This is a genomic window from Flavobacterium sp., from assembly GCF_965277525.1.
Classification (GTDB): Bacteria; Bacteroidota; Bacteroidia; order Flavobacteriales; family Flavobacteriaceae; genus Flavobacterium.
This window is the reverse complement of record NZ_CBDIDC010000001.1, coordinates 52,308-74,782: the sequence shown is the minus strand read 5'-3', so window position 1 is coordinate 74,782 and position 22,475 is coordinate 52,308. Positions and strand designations below refer to the sequence as shown.

The window sequence follows — 22,475 nt, the reverse complement described above, 5'->3', positions numbered from 1 at the left end:
TTTGAGCGAAATAGTTTAGCAGGTAAATGTATATACGAAGAAAAGTTTTGTTTAGGTTACTTTAATCACCAGCTTTACGACAAAAATATTCTTTTTATTCTTAAATGAAAGCTTATAGTCATTTTTATTATAACCTAATTCTAACCTTTTTTTAACGTTCTCGATGCCTATACCACTTGACTTGTTAAAATTGTCCTTGTGGTGCGTAATTTCTGCCATCGGGTTTGAAATTGTAAAATGAAGAAAATCACCTTTGATCTTAAAGTTGATATCTATGGTTACATTTCCGGTGTTTTTGTTCACGCCGTGTTTAAATGCATTTTCAATAAACGTTAATAATATGATTGGAGAAATTTCCTTATCATGAATATCTCCGGAAATAGACATATTAACCTCTAATCGATCATCATTTCTAATTCGCTCCAAATCAAGATAATTCTGAATACAAAGAATTTCATTCTCTAAAGTCTGTCTTTTGCTTTTTGTATCATACAGCATATAGCGCATTAACTCAGAAAGTTTAAGAACAATTTTAGGAGTCTTATTCGATTTTTCTACTGATAAAGAATAAATATTGTTTAGCGTATTAAAGAAAAAATGTGGGGAAATTTGAGATTTCAGAAAAAGTAATTCCGTTTCCAATTGTGATTTTTCCAGATCCGTTACCCTTTTTTGTTCCTTCAAAAAGTCTAATGTAATCTTGATTGCCGTTACAAAAGTGATCACATAAAGTTCGCCCATCATCATATCGATCGTATAATTAAGCGTTAGTTTATCGATCGTTTCAGGTCCTTCAGGCCAAACGTTATGTGTTATTAATAAATAGGTAAGGTTAAATTTTATAATTACCATTAAAAATATCGAGGATAAAACCGCCAATACATACAAAAGATATTTTTTTCGATACACCAGATATGGCATAAATACCAAAATATTCAGATAACATAACGTCATGTGAATCGGAAAACCCAATAAGTTTGTCTTTAAGGAATACAGGTAATCATTAAAATAGCTTCCCCAGCGAAATGTGTTAAATAAAAAGTAAGTAAGCCAAAAAAGGATGTGATAATGCAATGGTATGCGGTATAGTTTGCTGGAATTGAAATTCATAATAATGATGCGTTTTGTGACTTTTTTTGATGTTTATCTTAGTTTATACGTCGTCCGTCTAAATTAGTTTTAATGAAAGTCCGATTTATTTAAATTTAAAGTTAAATTAAGGTTGTTTTATATGAAGAATTTTACCCTGTTGATTTTATTTGCAATTCTGATTGCAAGTTGTAAAATAAAGTCATACAAAAATAGTAGTCAGGCAAATATTTTTGTTAATCACGTAGATCCTTTTATCGGCACCGGCGGACACGGACATACTTATCCCGGAGCAACAGTTCCGTTTGGGATGTTGCAGGTAAGTCCGGATAACGGTATTTCGAACTGGGACTGGTGCTCCGGATATCACTATTCAGATTCTATAGTAGCCGGATTCAGTCATTTACATTTAAGCGGAACAGGAATAGGTGATCTGGCAGATATTCTCCTTATGCCAACCAATAAAAAACTCGATTTAACAATAAAAACAACTTCACGAGATCAATTACCTTATAAATCATCTTATAGTCATGTTAACGAAAAAGCAGCACCGGGCTCTTACCAGGTTTTTCTTGAGGATCCTAAAATCAATGTAGAATTAACTTCTTCACAACGTACAGCATTCCATAAATATACCTTTGCCAAAAATGATAAACAATCCATAATTATCGATCTTGGTTTTGCTATCAATTGGGATAAAACGCTCAAAACCGGACTTACAATAGAAGACCAATACACCATAAGCGGATATCGTTTTAGTACCGGCTGGGCAAAAAATCAGAAAGTATTTTTTGTGGCCAAATTTTCAAAACCCATCTCAGAATCTGTTTTATTAGCTAATAAACAGGTAATTACAGGGAAAAAGTCAGAAGGAGAAAACACAGCTGCACAATTATTTTTTGAAGCGAATACTACCAATGAATTACTGGTAAAAGTAGCCTTATCATCCGTAAGTGTGGCAAACGCCAAAGAAAATTTAGACGGCGAAAAATCGACTTTCGACAACACAAAATCTCAGGCAGCAGCTATATGGAATACTGCCTTAAGTAAAATAGAAGTTCAGACCCCAATAGATTCATTAAAAACCATTTTCTATACCGCGATGTTCCACGCCCAAGTTGCCCCTGTAACCTATAGTGATAAAAACGGTCAGTTTAGACAAGAGGATGATCAGATTTTTACAGCAAATGATTATACCGCTTACTCGACCTTATCACTATGGGATACTTTTAGGGCAGAAAATCCTTTATTGACTTTATTAGCGCCAGACAAAGTTTCGGATATTGTGAACTCAATGTTGGCCTATTACGATACCAAAAAAATATTACCGGTCTGGACACTTTACGCCAATGAAACCAATACCATGACAGGATATCACTCTATTCCTGTAATTGTAGACGCCTACCAAAAAGGAATTAAAGGCTTTGATGCTGAAAAAGCTTATCAGGCAATGAAAACCACCATGATGCAGGACGAACGTGACTTAAACTTCTACAAAAAATACGGTTATATCCCGTATAATTTATTAGACGAATCAGTAACCATAACTTTAGAATATGCTTACGACGATTGGTGTGTGGCACAAATGGCAAAAGCATTAGGCAAAAACGAAGATTATCAATTTTTTCTAAACCGCTCAAAAGCCTATCAACATTTATTTGATCCCAAAACAGGGTTTATGAGAGGAAAATCTGAAGACGGGAAATCCTGGAACGAACCTTTCGATCCAAAACATTCCAACCACAGAGAACATACTGATTATACCGAAGGAAATGCCTGGCAGCACAGCTGGTTTGTACCACAAAATGTCGAAGATTTTATCTCGTTACACGGAAGTAATGAAATCTTTACCAAACGTTTAGAACAGCTTTTTACAGAAAGTTCAGAAATCACAGGAAACAATGTTTCGGCCGATATTTCCGGATTAATTGGTCAATATGCTCATGGAAATGAGCCAAGTCACCATATTGCCTATATGTTCAATCATGCAGGACAGCCGTGGAGAACACAATATTGGGTGCATCATATCCTGGATACACAATACAACACAACACCAAACGGCTTAAGCGGAAACGAAGACTGCGGACAAATGTCGGCATGGTATGTATTTAGTTCAATGGGATTATATCCTATGAATCCGGCTTCAGGAGAATACGAAATAGGAAGTCCGATTTTCGAAAAAGCGACCCTTAATCTTGAAGGAGGAAAAACCTTTGTGATCGAAGCCCAAAATGTTTCAGACAAAAACTTTTATATCCAGTCAGCAACCTTAAACGGAGTTGAATTTAACCAAACAGCAATCTCACACAAACAAATAGTACAAGGCGGAATTTTGCATTTTGTAATGGGAGCAGAACCCAATAAAAACTGGGGATTAAAAAAATAAGAAACCACAATAACTAACCAGTAACTAACCAATAAATAAACATAAATTAATGGATATCATTGACGTATCAATCATCGTAGCCTATATTCTGCTCTCAGTAGGAATAGGAATCTGGATTTCAAGAAAAGCATCAAAAGGACTGGATGATTATTTCCTTGGCGGAAAAACAATCAAATGGTATTTCCTGGGTTTAAGCAACGGATCAGGAATGTTTGATGTTTCCGGGACTTCCTGGATGATTGGAGTATTATTTTTATACGGAGTAAAAAGTTTTATGTTTATGTGGCTCTGGCCCATATGGAATCAGATTTTTGTCATGATGTTCCTCGCCGTCTGGATCAGAAGATCTAAAGTAATGACAGGTTCTGAATGGATTTTAACCCGTTTTGGGAGTGACAGAGCCGGAAAAGCATCCCACATTATTGTGGCTATTTTTGCCATTATTTCTACGATTGGTTTCATTGCTTATTTCTTTGAAGGAATCGGGAAATTTGTAACCATCATCCTGCCTTGGGATTTAACGCTGCATTATGGCGACTTAATTGTCCTGACTTCAGAGCGTTCGTATGCTTTGATCATTATACTTTTAACCACGATTTATACCGTTAAGGGCGGAATGTTTTCAGTAGTAGCAACAGAAGTGGTACAATATTTAATCATGATTATTGCCGGAGTTTTAATTGCCGGTTATGCTTTTATCAATTATACCGACCTTCAGATTAATTCGGTGATTACCGAAGAATGGAAAAATGTTTTCTTTGGCTGGCAATTTGAAACCCAATGGAGTGATAAATTTCAAACCTTCAATCATTTAATAGATTCAGAAGGATATAAAATGTTTGGCGCTTTTATCGGTATGACATTATTTAAAGGATTTTTCGCCAGTATTGCAGGACCAACGCCAAGTTATGATTTACAAAGGATTCTTTCGACAAAATCCGTAAAAGAAGCCGCGTATATGAGTGGTTTCACCAACCTGATTTTATTCATCCCAAGATATTTATTAATTACCGGAATTGTCGTAATTGCTTTAGTAAACCTTGCACCTGAATTAAATGCCAATACAGGTTTAACCGGAGCCGACTTAGAATTACTAATGCCAAAAGTGGTTAATTTGTATATTCCTGTGGGGATAAAAGGAATTTTATTAGCAGGTTTATTAGCCGCATTTATGTCAGGATTCTCCGCTTTCGTAAATGCAGGACCAGCGTATATTGTAAATGATATCTATAAAAAATATTTTAAACCCGTTGCCACAAATCAGCATTATATAAAAGTAAGTCAGATTTCTTCTTTCCTTGTAGTTGGCTTAGGAGTTTTTATGGGATTTTTTGCAGATTCTATTAACTCCTTAACCTTATGGATCACCAGTGCTTTGTACGGAGGTTATGTCGCCGCCAACTTTCTAAAATGGATTTGGTGGAGATTTAACGGCTGGGGTTATTTCTGGGGAATGTTCGCCGGACTAATTGTAGCTTCTTTACAATTTGCCCTGGGTCAGGCTAAAGGAAGTTTATCCGAAGGTTCACTTTTATACGACTTAGCACAAGTTCAGGCCATTTACCTGTTCCCAATAATATTTAGTTTTTCTATTTTAGGTTGTCTTTTAGGAACATTCTTAAGCAAACCAACAGATATGGAAGTATTAAGATCTTTTTATAAAAACGTAAGACCCTGGGGATGGTGGAATCCGGTTTATAAAACATTAAAAATCGAAGATCAGACTTTCGAAAAAAATAATGATTTTTGGAAAGATATGCTCAATTGCATCATCGGAATTGTTTGGCAGTCGAGTATGATTTTGCTTCCGATATTTTTTATCATCAGAGATTATCCAAAAGCAATTACAGCACTACTAGTATTTTTAGTGACAACAACGATTTTGAAATTTACGTGGTTGGATAAAGTTAGAAAAATAGAAGATTAACGTATCAACAGCTTTGTCAAAGTAAAGCTCTCAGGACGAAAATTTTAAACACATAGAAACATAGATTTCAAATGTGTTGAAAAAGAATATAAAAAGAAACTAGTTTCTCACACATAGCTATGTGTGTTTAAATAAAGTGAAACGCCTTTTTTAGGTTTCTAAAAGCTATGTTTCTATGTGTTTAAAAACAATGACAACAGTTTTGACAAAAATGATACAAAAACAAAAAAACAAACTATAAAAAAACAAAAATATCATGAGTACAATTCCCTGGCAAGACAAACCCGAAAACAGCAACGACGTAATGTGGAGATATTCTGAAAACCCCATTATCGACAGATACGCAATCCCGTCATCAAACAGTATTTTTAATAGTGCTGTAGTTCCTTTTGAAGACGGATATGCAGGTGTTTTCAGATGTGATAACAAAGCGGTCCAAATGAATATTTTTGCCGGTTTTAGTAAAAATGGAATCGATTGGGATATTAATCACGAGCCAATCGTCATGCAATCCGGTAATACCGAGATGATCGAATCGGCTTATAAATATGATCCACGTGTTGTTTTTATCGAAGATCGTTACTGGATTACGTGGTGTAACGGATACAACGGACCAACAATTGGTATTGGATACACTTTCGACTTTAAAGAATTTTTTCAGTGCGAAAATGCCTTTTTACCGTTCAACAGAAATGGTGTTTTGTTCCCGCAAAAAATAAACGGAAAATACGCCATGTTAAGCCGTCCTAGTGATAACGGTCATACGCCTTTTGGAGACATCTGGATCAGTTACAGCCCGGATATGAAATACTGGGGAGAACACCGTTTAGTCATGAAACCATCTCCTTTTGAACAAAGTGCGTGGCAATGTACCAAAGTAGGAGCAGGACCAATCCCAATCCTTACTGATGAAGGATGGTTAATGTTATACCACGGGGTTATCAATACCTGTAACGGTTTTCGTTATGCAATGGGAGCAGCTATTTTAGATACAGATGCACCGGATCAGGTAAAATACAGAACACAGCCTTATTTATTAGGTCCTGCTGAACTTTATGAAATGGTAGGAGATGTACCCAATGTAGTTTTTCCATGTGCTGCTTTGCATGATATTGAAGAAGATAAATTAGCCGTTTATTATGGTGCAGCAGATACTGTTGTAGCTATGGCGTTTGGTAAATTAAGTGAAGTGATACAGTTTACAAAAGATAATAGTTTATAGAAAAAACATGCGTTTAAAATTAAAAAGATTAATATTGATTTTAGGTTTTCTTTCGGTTAGTGGATATTCACAATCGAAAAATACCATTATTCCTAAAACCTATGTAGCGGCTAAAACTACAAGTCCAATTGTAATCGATGGAGAAGAAAATGATGCTTCATGGAATAAAGTAAACTGGACTGATCTTTTTGAAGACATAGAAAATAATGTAAAACCAAAATATGCAACAAAAGTTAAAATGCTCTGGGATGAAACCAATTTTTATATTTTAGCAAAAATTGAAGAACCGCATGTTTGGGCAAATTTAAAACAACGTGATACCATTATCTTTTACAACAACGATTTTGAAGTTTTTATAGATCCTGACAGCGATACTTTTAACTATTATGAATTAGAAATTAATGCTTTAAACACAGCCTGGGATCTGTTTCTGTCAAAACCTTACAGAGAAAATGACAATGTTGTTTTAAATGACTGGAATATTCCGGGTCTGAAGTCTGCGGTAAAAATCAACGGAACGCTAAACAACCCCAACGATACAGATGAAGGTTGGGTATTAGAAATGGCGATTCCCTGGGCATCTTATAAAACGTCTTATTTTGACAAAAATGTGCCCGTAGACAAATTTTGGCGCGTCAATTTCTCGAGGGTAAATTGGCAGCATAGCATTACAAATGGAAGTTACGAAAGAAAGAAAGAGGCTGATGGAAAGTTTTTGCCGGAGTACAATTGGGTTTGGTCGCCAATGGGAGTCATCAATATGCATGAACCGGAGAAATGGGGGTATGTTTATTTTTCTTCCAAAGAAGGAAAAGACAGCTTTACCATTCCGCAGGACGAAAAAATAAAATGGGAACTTTATAACTTATACAGATTTCAAAAAGAATATTTTCAAAAAAATAAGGTTTGGGCAAAATCTATCGCAAACCTTACAAAAGGAACAATCAGTGTTGAAGGTAAAATTATAAAACCAGAATTAGAAAATCATGCTTCAGGCTACAACATTTCAGTAAAAAGCCCCTTTTCTAACCAAACCTTTATTATCAGGCAGGATGGCAAAATAATACAAAAATAAACCACTATGAAACTACCAAAACTATTACTTCTTTTATGGGCATTTGCTATTTTTTCCTGTGCAAAAAAAGAAGTACAAACCAATTTTAAATTTGGAGTCTGGACCACCGCAGATCCCAAAAAATCAGATGCAGATTATGCAAAAGAATTCAGGAAATACAAAGACGGCGGAATCGATGAGGTATTAATCAATACCAAAACTGATGCTGAACTTTTAAAAAGATTAGTGCCTTTAGCGACAAAAGAAGGTCTAAAAGTGCATGCCTGGATTATGGCAATGAACAGACCTGATGATTCGATTGCACTGAAACATCCGGAATGGTACCAGGTAAGCAAAGAAGGAAAATCCTGCTTTGACAATCGCCCGTATGTAGATTATTACCAATGGTTATGTCCAACCAGAAAAGAATCCAGAGAACATGTTTTATCCTTGGTTGAAGAACTGGCAAAAGTAGAAGGAATCGAAAGCGTTCACTTAGATTACATTCGTTTTCCGGACATCTTTTTACCCATTAGTTTATTGCCAAAATACAATTTGGTTCAGGACACAGAATTACCTCAATTCGATTTTTGCTATTGTGATGAATGTGTAAAAGCCTTTGAAAAAATTCATCATAAAAATCCAAAAACAAGTCACAATACTTCTATCGATATGGAGTGGAAAAATTTTAGGTTAAATGCGATAAAAGCAGTTGTTGATGATGCGTATAAAATTGCCCACAAACACAATAAAAATTTAACGGCCGCAGTATTTCCTTATCCTGAAATGGCAGATCATATGGTACGCCAGCGTTGGGACAAATGGAATATTGATGAAGTATATCCTATGATTTACCACAGTTTTTATAATGAAGAGATTGACTGGGTAGGTTACGCTACAAAACAAGGTGTTGCGGATTTAGAAGATAAAAAAACAAAAATCAATACAGGAATTTATATTCCGGGATTAAAAAATGACAAAGAGCTGAAAGAAGCTATTTTGCTGGCAAAAGAAAACGGAGCAGTTGGTGTTTCTTTCTTCGACGGAAATGCTTTGACAGACAGTAACTTGAAAACCATTAAAGAAACAAAAGCAAGTTTAAAATAATATTTTTCCGATTTATTAAAAGAAGTAACATGTCAAACAGAAGAGACTTTATAAAAAAAACAACTTTAGGAACACTTGCAATAAGTTCTGTTCTGGGCTATAGCGGATTTGCAAAAAATCAGGAAGAGAAAAAAGAAGAAGCATTCGAATTTCTTTCAAAAAAACAAAAAAAGCCCATTATCATTTCTACCTGGAATCATGGTTTACCTGCAAACCAGGAAAGCTGGAAACAATTAAAATCAGGAAAACCTGCCTTGGATGCTATTGAAGCCGGAATGAAAATTCCCGAAGCAGATCCTAATGTTCGCAGTGTTGGTTATGGCGGATATCCGGATCGCGAGGGAAAAGTAACTCTTGATGCCTGTATTATGGACCATAACAGTAATTGCGGTTCAGTTTGTTTTCTGCAGGGTATTATGCATCCCATCTCGGTTGCTAAATTAGTACTTCAAAAAACACCTCATGTTATGCTGGCAGGACAAGGCGCTTTGCAATTTGCCCTTTCAGAAGGTTTTAAAGAAGAAAATCTATTGACTCCGGAATCTGAAAAAGACTGGAAAAAATGGCTGGAAGATTCCAAATACAAACCCGTTATTAATATAGAAAATCACGATACCATAAGCATGCTAATGTTAGATCAGGACGGCAATCTTTCGGGTGGCTGTACCACAAGTGGAGCCGCCTGGAAAATGCACGGTCGCGTCGGTGACTCCCCAATCATCGGCGCGGGTCTTTTTCTGGATAATGAAGTGGGAGCTGCTGCTGCAACAGGATTAGGAGAAGCGGTTATCAGAACAGCAGGAAGTGCGATGGTGGTCGAATTAATGCGTCAGGGAAAATCACCCTTTGATGCGTGCAAAGAAATTACAGAACGTATTTACAACAAACACAAGAACCACAAAGACATGGAATATCTGCAGGTTGGCTTTATTGCCTTAAATAAAAACGGTGAACATGCAGGTTACAGCCTAAGATCAGGTTTTAATTATGCCGTTTCTGATGATGAAAAAGGACACAGAATGGAAGATGCAAAATTTAAAATGGCATGGGATAATAAATAATGTGCGTAAGCTTTGTCAAAGTTTTAAACTTTGACAAAGCTCTTACAATTACACACAAAATTGTCATTTCAACGGAGGAGAAATCACACTAGTGAGTCGACAAAGATTGACGAGCTGCTATGAGGAGTTTCTAGTGTGATTTACTTCGTCTATTCGCTATCGCTCGAGTCTCCTCCGTCGAAATGACAAACGAAACGGAAACATTCTTATGAAACTGAATGTCCTAGCCCCGATAGAAGTGGAAATCCTTTTGTGTAATGAAATGGAACAAAAGATTGAAACGGATAGCGGGATTAGCTCCTAAAAAAAGCTTTAGGATAGAAATCGAAATGACAAAAACATATATAGTTGCAAGCAGCATACAGAGAATAAAAAATCAAAAAATGAAAAAAACAATATCCATAGTATCAGTACTCATCGCTTCGATATTTTCTGGTCAGGCGCAGGAAAAAGTTCCTTTCTGGCAAAACGAAAAAATCAATGAAGAGCATAGAGAACCCATGCACGCTTCGTATTATGTTTTTGAAAATGAAGTATTGGCAGCCAAAAATGATTGGAAAGCATCAAAAAACTATTTGGATCTAAACGGAATATGGAAATTTAAATATGTGGACAGTCCAAATGATTTGCCGGCAGCATTCGAAAAAAGCACTTTTGATGATACGGCCTGGGATAATTTTAAAATCCCTGCAAGCTGGGATGTAAACGGTTATGGATATCCTGTTTATACCAATACAACGTATGATTTTGCAAAATATATCAAAATAAATCCACCTTTTGTCCCAACAAATTATAATCCAACAGGAGTTTACAGACGAGAAATTACAATTGACAAGTCTTGGGAAGGAAAAGATATTTTTCTTCATGTGGGAACTGCAAAATCAAATCTTACGGTTTGGGTAAATGGTGTTTATGTAGGTTATGGCGAAGATGGAAAATTACCCTCTGAATTCAACTTAAATAAATATGTAAAGACGGGTAAAAACAGCATTGTTTTAAAAGTAATGAAATGGAGTGACGGTTCGTATTTAGAATGTCAGGATTTCTGGAGAATGAGCGGTATTACAAGAGATACCTATTTGGTTGCCAGAAACAAGGCACATTTAAAAGATTATGAAATCATCCCGGATTTAGATGCTTCATATGTAAACGGAACTTTAAAAATCTCAACTGAATTTTCAGATTTAAATAAAAAAGACAATTACACTTTAGACGTTCAGTTAAAAGACGGTGATAAAATCATTATCTCAAAAGTTGTTTCCGCTTTAAGCGAAAAACAAACTTTTGATTTTGCTGTAAATAACCCGAAGAAATGGAGTGCAGAAATTCCGAATCTCTATCAAATCGATTTTATTTTAAAAGATAAAAAAGGAACAATTGTAGAAGTTATTCATCAAAATGTTGGTTTTAGAAAAGTAGAAATCAAAGGCGGACAACTTTTAGTAAACGGAAAAGCAATTTATATAAAAGGTGTAAACCGCCATGAAACAGATCCGGTTACAGGACAAACCGTTTCACGAGAACGCATGGAAGAAGATATTAAATTAATGAAAGAATTTAATATCAATGCCGTGAGAATGTCGCATTATCCTAACGACGAATATTTTTATGAATTATGTGATAAATACGGAATTTATGTAGTCGATGAGGCCAACATAGAATCGCACGGAATGGGGTATGATATTACCAAAACCCTGGGAAATAAACCAGATTGGGAGTTAGCCCATTTGCAGCGTATGCAGCGTATGGTCGAAAGGGATAAAAATCATACTTCGATTATCATCTGGAGTATGGGTAACGAGGCAGGAAATGGATATAACTTTTACAGAGGGTATTTATGGATTAAAAATCGTGATAAATCAAGACCGATTCAATACGAAAGAGCTACAGTGGGAGCTTGGGACGGAAAAGATTTGAAATATGATTGGGATTCTGACATTATTGACCCGATGTACAGTGCGCCAAATAAAATGGAAGAATATATTCAGGCAAATCCAAATCCGGACAGACCTTATATTCAATGTGAATATGCACATGCAATGGGGAATTCGATGGGGAATTTTAAAGATTATTGGGATGTGATTAGAAAGCATCCCAATTTTCAGGGCGGATTTATTTGGGATATGATCGATCAGTCGGTTTATAAAAAACAGCCGGATGGTACAATCGTTTTTGCATATGGCGGCGATTTTGGACCTAAAGATGTACCAAGTGATAATAACTTTCTTGACAATGGTGTTTTTAGCCCGGACAGAAAACCAAATCCGCATGCTTTTGAAATGCGAAATGTGTATCAAAACATCCTGACTTCCTGGGAAAATTCGGCTACAGCCACCATTAAAGTGTATAATGAATTTACTTTTAAAGATTTAAGTAATGTGAGTTTGCAATGGAAATTAATTTTGGATGGAAAAGTAGCAAACAGCGGTGCAATCGATAATTTGGATATTAATGCAAATCAATCTAAAACGTATGCATTGCCAATTAATTTAGAAGGAAAAACGTTTAAAGAAGCGTTTATAAATGTAACGTATCACCTGAAACAAGATGAGCCATTTTTGCCAAAAGGTTTTGAAATTGCCACAGAACAATTAGCCTATAAAGGAATCTGGAAAAACGATATTAAACTTGAAGGTGCTTCAAAAATTACAGTAGAAAAAAAGGAAAACAGTACCGTTTTTAAAGGTGATAAAGCTACAATAACTTTCGATAAAAAAAACGGATTTATTAGTGGTTATGTATTCAATAATCAACCTGTTTTAAAAGAAGGCTATCAATTGCGTCCTAATTTCTGGAGAGCACCAAATGACAATGATTTTGGAGCCTTATTTATGGAAAAATTAGTAGCATGGAAAGAAGCCACTGAAAATCCAACGCTTGTAAATTGGACGTATACTGTTTCAAAAGACAATAAAATCCTGGTAAAAGCTCAATACAGTTTGCCTCAGGTTTCATCAGAATTAGAGCTGAATTATGAAATCAGCGGTAACGGAGAACTGCTTGTAAAAGAGCAATTGAATATGGACAAAACCAAAGAACAGCCCATATTGCCAAGATTTGGTATGGAAATCATTCTGCCTAAAGATTTTAGTGCGATGAGTTATTACGGAAGAGGACCCCATGAAAATTATATCGACAGAAATTACAGTTCACAAGTAGGACTTTATAATCAAACGGTTTCAGAGCAATTTTATCCGTATATCCGTCCGCAGGAAACCGGAAATAAAACAGATGTTCGCTGGTTAGAATTGTCTAATGCGAATTTAAAAATTACAGTTCAGTCAGATATTTTATTGGCAGTTACGGCTTTACATTATTTAAACGAAGATTTAGATGATGGTTTGAAAAAAGACCAAAGACACTCAGCCGAGTTGAAAGAAAGAGACTTAACCAGTTTAAAAATTGATTACAAACAAATGGGAGTTGGAGGGATAGACAGCTGGCAGGCCTGGCCCATGGAGAAATACCTTTTGAGAGACAAAACTTATCAGTATCAGTTTAAAATAACACCATCAATAAAATAATTTATAATGAAGAGATTAAAATCTTTGCTTATCGTATTTTTTCTAACTGTTTTTAATGCTGTATATAGCCAGAAAGTATATACAGAAAAGGACATTCAGATCATTCCGAAACCATCACAATTGTTGATTCAGCCGGGAATATTTGAGTTTTCTAAAAACACGAAATTTTTTGCGGTTACTGATTTTCAAAAAGAAATTGCTAAAACATTGGCAGATAAATTTGAAAAGTCGGCAGGATGGCGTCCTGAAGTTTCAGCGACATTGCCGCAGAGTAATTTTATTCAGTTTAAAGTCGATCAAACCCTTAATAAAGAAGCGTACAAATTAGAAGTAAACGCTAAAAGCATCACGATTACTGCAAAAGGAAATGCGGGATTTATTTACGGATTAGAAAGTCTGCGACAATTATTGCCAACTGCTATCGAAAGCAATTTTGTTATTACAACCGTAAAATGGCAGATTCCGAATGTGGTGATTACAGATGAACCCCGTTTTCAGTGGAGAGGTTTAATGTTAGACTTATCCCGTCACTTTTTTGATAAGAATTATGTGTTAGCGACTATAGATCGTTTGGCCATGCTTAAAATGAATGTTCTGCATTTACATCTGGTAGACGATCAGGGCTGGCGAATGGAAATTAAGAAATACCCGAAACTAACCGAAGTAGGTGCGTGGAGAGTCGATCAGGAAAATGTGGCGTGGAATGCAAGACTAACCACAAATCCGGATGAAAAAGGAACATACGGCGGATTTTTGACGCAGGAAGAATTAAAAGAAATTGTAAAATACGCCGCAACTAAAAATATCGAAATTATTCCGGAAATCGAAATGCCGGCACACGTAAGTTCTGCCATTGCCTCGTATCCCGAACTGGCTTGTTTTGATCAGCGAATAGGAGTTCCGTCAGGCGGATTATGGCCTATTACGGATATTTATTGTGCCGGAAAAGAATCTACGTTTGAGTTTTTACAAAATGTAATCGATGAGGTGATTGCTGTTTTTCCGTCAAAGTACATTCATATTGGTGGCGATGAGGCAACCAAAACCAATTGGGAAAAATGCCCGCATTGTCAAAAAAGAATGAAAGACAATGGTTTGAAAAACACCCACGAATTGCAAAGTTACTTCGTAAAAAGAATGGAGAAATACATCAATTCGAAAGGCAGGAAAATAATAGGCTGGGATGAAATTCTAGAAGGCGGTCTGGCTCCTGAAGCTACAGTTATGAGCTGGAGAGGAACCAAAGGAGGAACAGATGCTGCTGCGCAGGGACATGATGTGATTATGACACCGGAATCTCCTTGCTATTTTAATTTTTATCAAGGCCCGCAAAACGAAGAACCTCTGGCTTTCGATGCTTATAATCCACTAAGTGAAGTGTACAAATTTGATCCTGTTGTTGAAAAGATGACGCCGGAACAGGCCAAACACGTTTTAGGGGGACAGGCGAATTTATGGGCAGAACATCTGGCCAACCCAAAAGCATCAGAATATATGATTTTTCCAAGGCTTGCTGCCTTGGCTGAGGTAGTATGGAGTCCGAAAGAAAAACGCAATTGGAATGATTTTACCACAAGATTGCCTTCTTTATTAGAACGTTATGACTATTTAGGCATCAATTATGCAAAAAGTGCTTATTTAGTTACAGCTTCTTCAAGCGCGAATATCGCTCAAAAACAAATTTATGTAACCTTAAAAAACGAATTTCCAAATCCTGATATTCGTTACGTTTTGGGCGATAAAAATATAGACCACAACGCTATAAAATACACAACGCCAATTCAGTTTTCGACGACGGCTGTTTTAAAAGCTTCCTTATTTCAAAACGATAAACCTATAGGGAAAACGTTTACGGATACGATCCTATTTCACAAAGCAGTAGGCAGTAAAGTGTTGTATTTAACCCCTTTTAATGAAAATTACAAAGGCGATGGCCCTTTTGTAATGGTAAATACCATTAGAGGAAGTAAAAATTTTCATGACGGACAATGGCAGGCCTGGTTGGTAAATGATATGGAAATTGTGCTTGACTTTCAAAAACAGGAAAGTATCCAGGAGGTTATTATTGGTACTTTGGAAAGCCAGGGTGCGGGAGTTAATTTTCCCACACAAATAAAAGTTTTAGTATCAAATGACGGTATCAAATATAAAGAAGTAGGGCAAATAGCACGTCCGTATGCGGCGAATGTCAATTCGGAATTGAAAGATTTTAAAATCAATTTTGAAAAATGCAATGTCCGATTTGTAAAAGTAATTGCAACTAATTTGAAGAAAAGCCCGAAAGGAGAATCTTCGTGGTTGTTTGTAGATGAGATTTTAGTGAATTAAACGTTAGCTGATTTTCACAAAGAATAACCATAATCTTGTTATCCCGAGGAACGAGGGATCACACACGATGCTCGACAAAGATTGTCGATTTAGTTTGCATAGTTTCTAGTGCGATCCCTCGTTTCTGGGGAAGACAAAAATGCCGCAGAAGCTTTGTCAAAGTTTCAAACTTTGACAAAGCTTGGATTACGCATAATACAAAAGAATCAAAAAACAAAAAACAAAACCATAAAAACAGATTAAAGATGAAAAGAGGAATATTCATAATCGCAATTTTATTTTCGGTTCAAATGTTTTCGCAGGCCATTTATGAAGATGAGCGTTATGTACCGGAAACAGATCCGTTAGTATTGAAAAACTTAGACGAATGGCAAGGTAAAAAGTTTGGATTGCTAATGCATTGGGGAACGTACAGCGAATGGGGAATCGTAGAATCCTGGTCGATATGTCCTGAAGATTACGGATGGTGTGAACGTAAAAAAGGAAGTAATCCGGGCAATTATAACGAGTATGTAAAAGAATACGAAGGATTGAAAAAGAAATTCAATCCTGTAAAGTTTGATCCGGCAAAATGGGCCAAAGCCGCTAAATATGCCGGAATGAAATACATGGTTTTTACCACAAAACACCATGACGGATTTAATATGTACGATACCAAATATTCAGATTATAAAGTAACAGACAAAGAATGTGCTTTTAGTACGAATCCAAAAGCAAATATTACCAAAGAAGTTTTTAATGCCTTTAGAAACGAGAATATTTCCACCGGAGCTTATTTTTCTAAACCGGACTGGCACAACGAAAATTACTGGGATCCTTATTTTCCTGCTTTCGACAGAAACGTGAACTATGACCCGGCTCTTTATCCGGAAAAATGGCAGAAATATGTTGACTTTACCCACAATCAAATTTTAGAATTGTTATCAGATTACGGTAAAATCGATATTTTATGGCTTGATGGTGGATGGGTTAGAAAAAGAGACCAACAAAACTTAAAAGAAAACTACGAAGAGAAGTTTACTGAAAACGAATCAAAAAATGGTTTCATCAAACACAGAGTAGTAGATCAGGATCCTAAAATGGACGAATTGGTGGTAAAAGCACGCCAAAAGCAACCGGGATTAATTGTAGTCGACAGAGCCGTTCATGGTAAAAACCAAAACTATTTAACGCCTGAAAACCGTGTTCCTGAAAAAACATTGCCTTACCCATGGGAATCATGTATTACTTCGGGCGGCGGATGGTCGTATACTCCGGACGCTAAATACATGACCGGCAGAGAAGGAATCCACATGCTTATTGATATTGTGGCGAAAGGTGGAAATTTATTATTGAATATTGCACCAAGTCCTGAAGGAGATTGGCAGCAAGGTGCTTATGATTTATTGACAGCTTACGGAGACTGGATGAAAGTAAATGGTGCTGCTATTTACAATACCAAACCAATCGAGCCTTTTAAAGAAAACAATATTTGTATGACGCAAAATAAAGCCGGAAATGTATTCTTGTTTTATTTGGCTAAAGAAGGAGAAACTAAAATTCCTGCTGAGGTGATTGTAAAATCTATCAACCCTAAAAAAGGAACAAAAATCACAATGTTAGGTGCTAAAACTTCATTAAAATGGACCAAAGAAGCAGCAGGATTTAAAATTATAATTCCGGAAAGTTTACGAAACAACTTACCTGCAAAAGAGGCGTGGACTTTAAAAATTGAAGCTATTAACAGATAGAAATTATTATGTTTTTAAATAAAAGGATAACCATACAAACAGCATGTATTTTGTACATGCTGTTTTTTAGCATAAGTATTTTTGCACAAGAACCGGCAGATTTTGTAAATCCGTTTATTGGGACTTCAAATTACGGAGCTACTTTTCCGGGACCAATTGCACCAAGAGGTATGGCTAGTATTAGTCCGTTTAATGTCGCAGGATCTCAGAATAAATTAGAAAAAGACAGTCAGTGGTTGTCGAATCCGTACGTAAACGAGAATACTTTTCTAACCGGATTCAGTCAGGTCAATATTAGTGGCGTGGGTTGTCCGGATCTGGGCGTTTTATTATTAATGCCAACGACAGGAAATGTAGAAACCAATCATCTAAAATACGGTTCGGCTTATTCTGACGAAATTGCAAAAGCAGCTTATTACAGCGTAAAACTGGATAAGTATAACGTCAAAGCCGAATTTACAGCCTCCACAAGAGTCGGAATAAGCAAGTTTACTTTCCCTAAAGGGCAATCTAATATTTTACTGAATCTTGGTTTAGGTTTAACCAATGAAGAAGGGGCAATGGTAAAAGTAGTCTCTTCATCTGAAATTGAAGGAATGCGTTCTGTAGGTTCTTTTTGTTATAACAGTCCTGAAGATGCTTATCCGGTTTATTTTGTAGCCAGATTTTCGAAACCTGCCCATAAATTTGGCGTTTGGAAAAAGCCCACAAAATATGAAGGGGTCGAAGCACAATGGATGACCTATAACGGTAAAATCAGAATGATGGACAATACCATTAAAACGGTTGTGGGCGACAGCATTGGAACTTATTTTTCGTATAAGTTTGATAAAGAAGAAACGGTTGAAGTCAAAATTGGAGTTTCGTACGTGAGCATTGCAAATGCAAGAGAGAATTTAGAAAAAGAAACCGGAAATAAATCGTTTGAAGACGTTTATAAAGAAACGTATAACGAATGGAACAAGGAGCTTTCTAAAATTTTGGTAGAAGGCGGTTCAAAAGATGAAAAAACTGTTTTTTACACCGCATTGTATCATACTTTAATTCATCCCAATACTTTAAATGATGTCAACGGAGAATATCCGAAGATAAAAAGAAGTGAGATTGGCAAAACAGAAGGTACCCGTTATACCGTATTTTCTTTGTGGGATACGTATCGAAACATGCATCCGCTAACATCTTTGGTTTATCCCAAGCAACAATCTGATATGATAAAAAGCATGTTGGAAATGTATGATGAAAACGGCTGGCTGCCCAAATGGGAATTAAATTCAACAGAAACTTTTACCATGGTAGGTGATCCGGCAAGTATCGTTATAGTCGACGCCTGCTTAAAGGGAATTCAGGATTTTGATATTTACAAAGCATATTATGCAATGCTAAAAGGGGCGGATCAAATCGAGAATAATCCGTTGCGTCCGGGGCTTAAAGAGTATATCGAAAAAGGATACGTATCCACTAATTATCGTGGCCCCGTTTCTACAACGCAGGAATACAATTCTTCAGATTATGCAATTTCACTTTTAGCGAAAGCTCTGGGTAAAAAAGAAGATTATAAGCGTTTTACGAAACGTTCATTATCCTACAGAAAATTATACGATAAAGATTTAAAATTACTTCGGCCAAGACTGGCTAACGGAAAATGGTATGAACCTTTTGATCCTGAAGCGGGAGCAAATTTTCAGGAAAATGTTGGTTTTATCGAAGGGAATGCCTGGCAATATGCTTTTATGGTGCCACATGATATTGTGGGACTTAAAAAATTAATGGGCGGTGATAAAGCGTTCTCTGATCAATTGCAAAAAGTTTTTGATACCAAACAATTTGATATGGCAAACGAGCCGGATATTGCTTATCCCTATTTATTCAATTATGTAAAAGGCGAAGAATGGAAGAGCCAGGAACTGGTCAAAAAACTGGTTAAGGAATATTTTCAGAACAAACCAAAAGGATTGCCCGGAAATGATGATACGGGAACAATGTCGGCCTGGTTGGTGTATTCGATGATGGGAATTTACCCAATATCGCCGGGAGATCCCATTTATACCATTACAGCACCAATGTTTCATAGAGTGACCATCAAATTAGATCCGGCATATTATAAAAAAGAAAGTATTGTCATTGAAAGACAAATCAATAATGATGGAAAAATCAATTCGATTGAGCTCAACGGAAAACCAATTAATAGCTTTTTTATCTCGCACGAAGATTTTGTGAATGGAACAATGCTGAAAGTGATTCAAAACTAAAAAAACAATACCACTATGTTACAATTAAGAATGAAAAAAGCAGCCATTATTTTCGTAATGGCTGTTGGTTTTTACAACCAGAGTTACGCGCAAAAAAAGTACCCGTACCAAGATCCTAAATTACCGGTTGAAGAAAGGCTTACCGATTTGTTAAGCCGAATGAGCCTGGAGGAAAAAGTGCGCCAGATGGACATGTACAAAGGGGAATTTTTTAAAGAGAAAGAAGATTTTTCGAAATCAAAATCAGACCTGAAAATTGGAAATCTGGGCATTGGTGCCATTCACGATATTTATCCGCGTTCGGCTAAAATGATCAATGAACTTCAAAATGAGGTCATTAAAAAGAATAAATGGGGAATTCCGGCACTTATTATGTGCGAGATGCTTCACGGTTATTTAGACGACGGAAGTACGGCTTTCCCTATGAACATTGGTTTGGGCGCAACCTGGGACACGAATCTAATGGATAAAGTAGGAAAGGTAATTGCAACCGAAGCCAGAGCACACGGCGTTCATTTTGGTTTAGGACCAAATTTAGATGTGGGCCGCGAACCACGCTGGGGAAGAGTTGCCGAAACTTTTGGTGAAGACGTGTATTTGGTAGGTGAAATTGGTACCGCATTTATCAAAGGAATGCAAGGTGATGATTTGAGATCTGATCGTTCTATAATTGCAGAACCCAAACACTTTGCTGTTCATGGTATTCCGCAGGCAGGAGGAAATTCTTCTCCGGTTTTGGTTGGGGAACGAACGGCTCGTGAAGATTTTTTACCCTCATTTGAAAAAGCTTTTACAAAAGGTGGTGCATTAGGAACTATGTGTGCTTATTCTGAACTAGACGGAATTCCTTGTGCGGCAAACCATTGGTTATTGACAGATGTTTTGAGAAAAGAATGGGGCTTTAAAGGAATTGTAGTGTCAGATTTGGGAGCTATCAAATACCTTCAAACAACACATTATGTAACAGATTCTCCAAAAGAAAGTATCAGAGAAGCTATAGCTGCAGGAGTAGACATGCAGTTTTACGATTTTACCAATGAATTCTGGCAACAAAGTGTTATCGAATTGGTAAATGAGAAAAAACTAACTATGGCACAAATTGACCGTGCTGCAGGTGGGGTTTTGAGACTGAAGTTTTTGTTGGGATTATTTGAAAATCCATACACGGATAAAAATTTAATCAGGGAACGTTTTCATTCCAAAGAAAATCAGGATATCGCTTTAGAAGCAGGTCATAAATCGATTGTTTTACTAAAAAACGAAAATAATATTCTGCCTTTAAATAAAGATATAAAAACAGTTGCCGTTATAGGTCCAAATGCTGATGCGTCAAGATTAGGAGGATATTCCGTAAAAAATAAAGTAGGAACAACCGTTTTAGAAGGCGTTAAACAAGTTGTTGGTGCCAAAACTAATGTACTGTATGAAGAAGGTGTTCCTTTAATTGTAAAAGGACAAATTATTCCGTCAAAATATTTATTTACCCCGGATGAATCCCAAAACGGATTAAAAGGAGAGTATTTTAATAACAGAAATGTAGAAGGAACTCCGGCATTAACCCGTATTGATAATCAGTTAGAATTCGATTGGCCGTGGTCTCCGGGTGATGGTGTTACAGATGATGACTTCTCAATTCGCTGGACAGGATATATAAAATCAGACAAATCATTTGACGGCTGGTTAGGCTTAAGTTCTGATGACGGAATCAGAATGTGGGTTGACGATCAATTGGTAATTGACAACTGGACAAAAGGAGCAACAAGCATGGTTACCACTCCAAAAAATATCGAAGCCGGAAAAAAATACAAAGTCCGCATCGAAATGTGGGAAGGCGGCTGGGGAGCCAGAGCACACCTGCGCTGGAATCTTGAAAAAGTAAACTTTCAGCCTGCCATAGACATTGCTAAAAAAGCAGATGTTGCAATTGTAGTTTTAGGGGAATCAAACGAACTGGTTGAAGAAAACAGAGACGTAGCGTCTTTAGACCTGCACGGAATGCAGCAGGAACTAATCGAAGCGATCCAGAAAACAGGAACTCCGGTGGTTTGCGTATTGTTAAACGGACGTCCGCTTTCTACAAACTGGATCAGCGAAAATATTCCGGCGCTTGTAGAAGCGTGGTTTCCCGGTGAAGCAGGAGGAAAGGCTGTAGCCAATGTGTTGTTCGGGAATTACAATCCGGGAGGAAGATTACCAATTACAGTTCCTAAATCTGTTGGGCAATTACCTATATATTATAACCAAAAGCCATCTGCAATACACAGATACGTTAGCGAAAGCGAAAACCCGTTGTACACATTTGGTTACGGGTTAAGTTATACCACGTTTGCGTATTCAAATCTTAAAATAAGTAGTAAGGAAATTAAAACAGACGGCACCTTAAAAGTGACTGTGGATGTTACCAATACCGGAAATTTTGACGGAGATGAGGTCGCTCAATTGTACCTTCAGGATGTTTACAGCAGTGTAACAACACCAAGAAAAACATTAAAAGGTTTCAAGAGATTATTTATTAAAAAAGGAGCAACCAAAACCGTAGAATTTACATTGACTTCTGATGAATTATCCCTTTGGAATCGCGAAATGAAACGCGTTGTAGAACCGGGCGATTTTGAAGTTATGGTAGGTGGAAACTCGATTGATTTGCAGAAAATGAATTTTAAGGTTTTGCAGTAATTTGGTTTAAATAAATAAAATGTTTAGCATTTTAAGTATTAAGCAAAGAATATTTTTAAAAAAGGGGTAAATAGATTAGATTTAGTTAACTGTTAAGCCTTTGAAAAAACAGGGTTTAGCTT

12 protein-coding genes are annotated in these 22,475 nt (G+C 36.5%); 11 read left to right on the top strand and 1 reads right to left on the bottom strand.

Annotated elements, in window-relative coordinates; genetic code table 11:
* Window positions 1-51 precede the first annotated feature (51 nt).
* Complete coding sequence (locus tag ACQY44_RS00260) at window positions 52-1,110, bottom strand: sensor histidine kinase (RefSeq protein WP_428228425.1); 1,059 nt, start codon at window positions 1,108-1,110, stop codon at window positions 52-54.
* Between the two features lie 121 nt (window positions 1,111-1,231).
* Here ACQY44_RS00260 and ACQY44_RS00255 point away from each other — a divergent pair, with 121 nt between their 5' ends.
* The 11 genes from ACQY44_RS00255 (at window position 1,232) to ACQY44_RS00205 (ending at window position 22,353) form a co-directional block, all read left to right on the top strand.
* Window positions 1,232-3,475 (top strand): GH92 family glycosyl hydrolase, encoded by a 2,244-nt coding sequence (locus ACQY44_RS00255; RefSeq protein ID WP_428228424.1) that lies wholly within the window; start codon window positions 1,232-1,234, stop codon window positions 3,473-3,475.
* A gap of 49 nt (window positions 3,476-3,524) precedes the next feature.
* Window positions 3,525-5,402: a sodium:solute symporter family protein gene (locus ACQY44_RS00250; RefSeq protein ID WP_428228423.1), complete on the top strand. Its 1,878-nt coding sequence runs from the start codon at window positions 3,525-3,527 to the stop codon at window positions 5,400-5,402.
* Window positions 5,403-5,658: 256 nt separating this feature from the next.
* Window positions 5,659-6,624 carry a glycoside hydrolase family 130 protein gene (locus ACQY44_RS00245; RefSeq protein WP_428228422.1) on the top strand — a complete coding sequence of 322 codons (966 nt, stop codon included), beginning with the start codon at window positions 5,659-5,661 and terminating at the stop codon, window positions 6,622-6,624.
* A gap of 7 nt (window positions 6,625-6,631) precedes the next feature.
* Window positions 6,632-7,699 carry a carbohydrate-binding family 9-like protein gene (locus ACQY44_RS00240; RefSeq protein WP_428228421.1) on the top strand — a complete coding sequence of 356 codons (1,068 nt, stop codon included), beginning with the start codon at window positions 6,632-6,634 and terminating at the stop codon, window positions 7,697-7,699.
* A gap of 6 nt (window positions 7,700-7,705) precedes the next feature.
* A complete protein-coding gene (locus ACQY44_RS00235) occupies window positions 7,706-8,785 on the top strand; it encodes a putative glycoside hydrolase (RefSeq protein WP_428228420.1) in 1,080 nt (359 codons plus the stop codon).
* A gap of 29 nt (window positions 8,786-8,814) precedes the next feature.
* Complete coding sequence (locus ACQY44_RS00230) at window positions 8,815-9,846, top strand: isoaspartyl peptidase/L-asparaginase family protein (protein WP_428228419.1); 1,032 nt, start codon at window positions 8,815-8,817, stop codon at window positions 9,844-9,846.
* Window positions 9,847-10,229: 383 nt separating this feature from the next.
* Window positions 10,230-13,370: a glycoside hydrolase family 2 TIM barrel-domain containing protein gene (locus ACQY44_RS00225; protein ID WP_428228418.1), complete on the top strand. Its 3,141-nt coding sequence runs from the start codon at window positions 10,230-10,232 to the stop codon at window positions 13,368-13,370.
* Window positions 13,371-13,376: 6 nt separating this feature from the next.
* On the top strand, window positions 13,377-15,698 hold the full coding sequence (locus ACQY44_RS00220) for a glycoside hydrolase family 20 protein (protein WP_428228417.1): 2,322 nt from the start codon (window positions 13,377-13,379) through the stop codon (window positions 15,696-15,698).
* 245 nt (window positions 15,699-15,943) lie between these two features.
* Window positions 15,944-17,428 carry an alpha-L-fucosidase gene (locus ACQY44_RS00215; protein ID WP_428228416.1) on the top strand — a complete coding sequence of 495 codons (1,485 nt, stop codon included), beginning with the start codon at window positions 15,944-15,946 and terminating at the stop codon, window positions 17,426-17,428.
* An 8-nt stretch (window positions 17,429-17,436) separates the two neighbouring features.
* Window positions 17,437-19,677: a GH92 family glycosyl hydrolase gene (locus ACQY44_RS00210; RefSeq protein ID WP_428228415.1), complete on the top strand. Its 2,241-nt coding sequence runs from the start codon at window positions 17,437-17,439 to the stop codon at window positions 19,675-19,677.
* A 15-nt stretch (window positions 19,678-19,692) separates the two neighbouring features.
* Window positions 19,693-22,353: a glycoside hydrolase family 3 N-terminal domain-containing protein gene (locus tag ACQY44_RS00205; protein ID WP_428228414.1), complete on the top strand. Its 2,661-nt coding sequence runs from the start codon at window positions 19,693-19,695 to the stop codon at window positions 22,351-22,353.
* The last annotated feature ends 122 nt before the right edge of the window (window positions 22,354-22,475 follow it).